Origin of the sequence: Syntrophothermus sp. (genome assembly GCF_013314835.1) — a bacterium.
In the GTDB taxonomy this organism is placed as follows: domain Bacteria; phylum Bacillota; class Syntrophomonadia; order Syntrophomonadales; family Syntrophothermaceae; genus Syntrophothermus; species Syntrophothermus lipocalidus.
Genome location: NZ_JABUEX010000098.1, coordinates 1 through 5118, shown reverse-complemented (window position 1 = coordinate 5118; position 5118 = coordinate 1). Strand labels below are relative to the sequence as shown.

The following is a 5118-nucleotide window of genomic DNA, read 5'->3' as shown; positions in this document are numbered from 1 at the left end:
TTAGGTGAGCAGGGCAGCGATCTGCATTTCCCGAGGGCTCGCGCACCTGAGTACAGTGCAGAACGCGGACAGGCTTATCTTCTGAGTTCGGAAAGGGATCAGGAGTTTCCCTGTCGCTCTGGCCGCCATGCTCGATTCGAAGGTCCGGATTCGAACCGAAGTGATCAACCCGCGCGGATGGATATCATCCGCACTTCCTTCGTTTAAGTGTATAACTTAAGCTTTGCGTCCCAGATTACGCCTGAGATCAGCGGAGCGCTGCCGGACTGTTAGTAGTCGCGGACTGAACACCTCGTTGCCTTGGTGCGTACATCCCGACTCTATCAAGCTCGTCTTTTACGAGTGTCCTCGAAGCGGTCTCTTTTCGGGTGCAGTTTCGGGCTTAGATGCTTTCAGCCCTTATCTGCGAGCGCGTAGCTGCTCGGCATTGCCTTGCCAGACAACCGATCGACCAGAGGCGCCGTTGGTTTGTTCCTCTCGTACTAAAACCAACCTGCCCTCAGACCGCAATACACCCCTAACAGATAGTAACCGACCTGTCTCACGACGGTCTAAACCCAGCTCACGATCTCCTTTAATAGGCGAACAACCTCACCCTTGGCCGCTGCTGCACGGCCAGGATGGAAAGAACCGACATCGAGGTAGCAAGCCACCGGGTCGATATGTGCTCTTGCCGGTGACGACTCTGTTATCCCCGGGGTAGCTTTTCTGTCATCTAACGCTCTCACCAAGAGAGCTGAGAGGTTCGTTAAACCCGACTTTCGTCTTGTCACGTCTCACTGTGCGACGTAACATCAGGCTGACTTATGCTTTTACACTCTTTGTTGGGTTTCCGACCCAACTGAGTCAACCTTAGGGCGCCCTAGATATCTTTTCTAGGGCGTGGCGCCCCACCCAAACTGCCCACCTACCGAGGTCCTCTTCTCAGAGTTAGGGTCGTAGCCTCAGAAGGGTAGTATTCCAAGGTCGGCTCCACTCGAGCTGGCGCCCGAGCTTCGACGCCTCCTACCTATGCTCTACAACCAAGACCACAACCCAACGGCAGGCTGCAGTAAAGCTCCACGGGGTCTTCACTTCCCATTAGGGGTCTCCAGACTCTGCACTGGAATGTAAGGTTCACCGGGTATTAGTTAGGGACAGTAGGGCTCTCATTGATCCATTCATGCAAGCCGCCAATTAAGCGGCAAGGTACTACGCTACCTTAAGAGGGTCATAGTTACCCCCGCCGTTGACAGGCCCTTCTTCCCGTTGAACCGGGTTTTCAGGTACCTGCACTGGGCAGGATTCAGTGATTGTACTAGCCCTTACGGGTTCGCAATCACCTATGTTGTTATTAGACAGTTAGAGCCCCCAGGTCACTGCGACCTGCTTCCTTCGAAGCAGGCACCATTTATCCCGAGGTTACATGGCCAATTTGCCGAATTCCCTTAACTAATTTATGCCGACACGCCTTAGCCTTCTCAGCTTGGGGCACCAGTGTTGGATCTCGGTACGGACTGTCAGCTCCCTTTTCATGGGCTCCTGGAATTTACCGACTTACGTCATCACGGTTTCGCCTGGTTCTCGCCATTACGGCTCTCCGCAGGCTTCGACGCTTGAACACCCTGGCATTGGTGCTCGATATATCCGGAAGCGTTGGTTTTAATGCTGACCGGTACAGGAATATTAACCTGTTTCCCATTTGGCGTACTCCGATTAGGGTACGTCTTAGGACCGACTGACCCTCGGCTGACGAACATTGCCGAGGAACCCTAGCCCTTACGGCGATCGGGATTCTCACCCGATTTTGCTGCTACTGCTACCAGGATTTTCGTCTCTACGCGGTCCACGACACCTTACAGCGTCGCTTCTGCCCACGCAGAGCGCCTCCCTACTAGATCACCTCACGGTGCTCCGAGGTATCGGTAGTCGGCTTAGCCCCGTCCATTTTCGGGGCCCTAAACCTCGACTGGTGAGCTGTTACGCACTCTTTAAAGGATAGCTGCTTCTAAGCTAACCTTCCAGTTGTTTATGGCCTAGGACACCCTTAAGTGTTGACACTTGGCCGACATTTGGGGACCTTAACCTCGGTCTGGGTTGTCTCCCTCACGGACTAGAAGCTTACCCCCCAGCCCGGACTGCTGGTCTTCTACGACGACGGCGGTTTGGGAGTTTGACAAGAGAACAGGCCCTTTCGGGCCCGGCTTCCCCAATCAGTGCTCTACTCCGCCGACTGTCTCAGACCAGGTCATACTGAGATATGTTTCGGGAGGAACCAGCTATTCCCGACCTCGATTGGACTTTCACCCCTAGACGCAGGTCACGAGAGTGATTTGCATATCAACACCTCTAACGATCCTCCACGCAGCTTTCGCCACGCTTCGATCTGCCCACGCCTAGATCGCCCGGCTTCGGGTCGCATACGGACGACTGCACGCACTTGTATACGTCGCGTCTCTTCTCATGCACGCTTGTCGCTTTCGCTACGGCTGCTTCCATGACGGAATTAGCCTCGCCGCCAATATGCACTCCCTGGTTCGTTCTTCAAAACGCATGTTAGAACGCCGGCAACTTCCCTCGTACTGCGGCCTCGCGGCCGTTTCCTTCGGAAAGAAGATCCTTGCGCGCCCTAACGCTCTATCGCCAGCCAATTTCAGGCTCTTTGCACCTCCCTATCTGGGGTACTTTTCAGCTTTCGGTCACCCTACTACTGCGCTATCGGTCTCAAGACGTATTTAGCCTTGGAGGTTGGTGACCCCCAAATTCCCGCGCGATTTCCGACGCACGGTACTCAAGACACGGCCCCACTCTGGGTTCTTACGGTTACGTGGCTATCACACTCTATGGCAGGCCATTCCAGGCCATTTCACCTTCGGCTCCAGAGATGGTGGGCCGGCTTAACAACACCACATCTCCCTTGCGGGATTCGGTTTAGGCTAGGGCCGCTTTCACTCGCCGTTACTCACGGCATCTCGGTTGATTTCTTTTCCTGCCCCTACTAAGATGTTTCAATCCGGGGCGTTCCCGATCCTTACGGATCAAGTCAAAGACTTAGGATTTCCCATTAGGACATCCTCGGTTCAAAGGCTCCTTGCGCCTCGCCGAGGCTTATCGCAGCTTGGCACGTCCTTCTTCAGCGCTTGAGCCGAGCCATCCCCTGGCTGGCATTTGCAGCATAATGCCCCACTGATTTCTCAGTGAGCGTCTGGTCGCAAAGCTTGTACACGGCTTCTCAGGCTTAGATAGCGTCAATTTATCCAAGCCTCTGCCCTTCCACTTCGAGTTAGCCTCGAGGTGTGCACGTTTAATGGACTTGCTGGGATTCGGACCCAGGGCCTCCGCCTCGCAAAGGCGGCGCTCTACCAGCTGAGCTACAAGCCCCAGATGGTCTGGCCCAGCTAATGATTACGATACTTTATATGCTGGTCGCTTTTCACTGGTCTTGACAACTTTTCAGCTTCCGATCGGCGGTCACGTGCCCTTTCGGCACGCGAAACTTTAGGAGGTGATCCAGCCGCAGATTCCCCTACGGCTACCTTGTTACGACTTAACCCCCCTTGCAGAGCCCAAATTCGAACGCCTCCGTTGGAAGCGCTCTCATTCAGACCCTACTCGGGTGGTTTGACGGGCGGTGTGTGCAAGGAGCAGGGACGTATTCACCGCGTTCTATTGAAACGCGATTACTACGGATTCCAGCTTCACGAGGGCGAGTTGCAGCCCTCGATCCGAACTAAGGTTGGCTTTAGGAGATTGCCGTCCCCTTTCGGGGTAGATGCCCATTGTACCAACCATTGTAGCCCGCGTGTAGCCCGAGACATTCGGGGCATACTGACCTACCGTTGCCCATTCCTTCCTCCGCTTTAGCAGCGGCGGTCCCCACAGAGTACCCGTCACTCCGGAGAGTACGCTGGCAACTGTGGGCGTGGGTCTCGCTCGTTGCCTGACTTAACAGGATGCTTCACAGTACGAACTGACGACGGCCATGCACCACCTCTCAGCTAATCCGGCAAGGTCTTCAGCCTGGCCTTCATGTTGCTGTCGGTCCCGGTAAGCTTCCCGGCGTTGAATCCAATTAAACCGCAGGCTCCACCCGTTGTAGTGCTCCCCCGCCAATTCCTTTAAGTTTCAGCCTTGCGGCCGTACTTCCCAGGTGGCTCGCTTCACGGCTTCCCTACGGCACCAACCACGGTCGCACCGTGGCTGACACCTAGCGAGTATCGTTTACGGCTGGGACTACCCGGGTATCTAATCCGGTTCGTGCCCCCAGCTTTCGTCCCTTGCCGTCAGGACCGTTCTGGTGAGACGCCTTCGCCACTGGTGGTCCTTCAAGGATTACAAGATTTCACCCCTACCCCTGAAGTACCTCTCACCTCTTCCGGCCTCGAGCCGAACAGTATCTCCTGAAAGCCCGACAGTTGAGCTGCCGGATTTCCCAAGAGACTTATTCGGCCGGCTACAGACCCTTTAGACCCAATAATAGCGGTTACCACTCGAGCCGCCGGTGTTACCGCGGCGGCTGGCACCGGTCTTGCCCGGCCCTTGCTATGCAATGCTTTTTAGGCATCGCGACAGCCAGAATTGTATCCTGGCACTCGAGGTCCCCTTATCGCGGTTGCCCGCATTGTAAAGTTTTCGCGCCTGCTGCACCCCGTAGGGCCTGGATTCGTGTCTCAGAATCCATCTCCGGGCTCTTGCTCTCACAACCCGTACCCGTCGTAGGCTAGTAGGTACGTTACACCCACTACTACCTGATAGGCCGCAGACTCATCCTTGGGCGCCGGAGCTTTCGATCTGGATGCATTCCAGCAGCCCAGATCTAGTGGGTATTATACCCAGTTTCCCGGGTTTATCCCCAGCCCAAGGGTAGATTGTCCACGTGTTACTGAGCAGTACGCCATGTATTGCTACATTCGACTCGCATGGCTTAGTCGGACCTCGATAGCAGTAACCTCTGGCAGGATCAACCAGAATTAATCTTAGGAAGTAATGTTACTACCGATCGGAATTGGCTGAGTTCGCCAAGACCAGCGTCAGACAGGAAAAAACTCCCATCTCCACACTATGACTGTGCCGCAAACTGGAACTCGGCCCATCATCAAATCAGGGTCGCAGCCTTTTGTTTCGCGGCGCCTTTTCGGC

1 tRNA gene and 3 rRNA genes are annotated in these 5118 nt (G+C 55.1%); all 4 read right to left on the bottom strand.

The features are described from left to right. Positions 1 to 8 precede the first annotated feature (8 nt). Positions 9 to 130, bottom strand: a 5S ribosomal RNA gene (gene rrf, locus HPY90_RS16395). Positions 131 to 249: 119 nt separating this feature from the next. Beyond that, positions 250 to 3160, bottom strand: a 23S ribosomal RNA gene (locus tag HPY90_RS16390). A 127-nt stretch (positions 3161 to 3287) separates the two neighbouring features. Next, positions 3288 to 3360: transfer RNA gene (locus HPY90_RS16385), tRNA-Ala, on the bottom strand. Between the two features lie 117 nt (positions 3361 to 3477). Beyond that, a 16S ribosomal RNA gene (locus HPY90_RS16380) occupies positions 3478 to 4955 on the bottom strand. Together the 16S, 23S and 5S rRNA genes with 1 tRNA gene alongside form the textbook arrangement of a ribosomal RNA operon. Positions 4956 to 5118 lie beyond the last annotated feature (163 nt).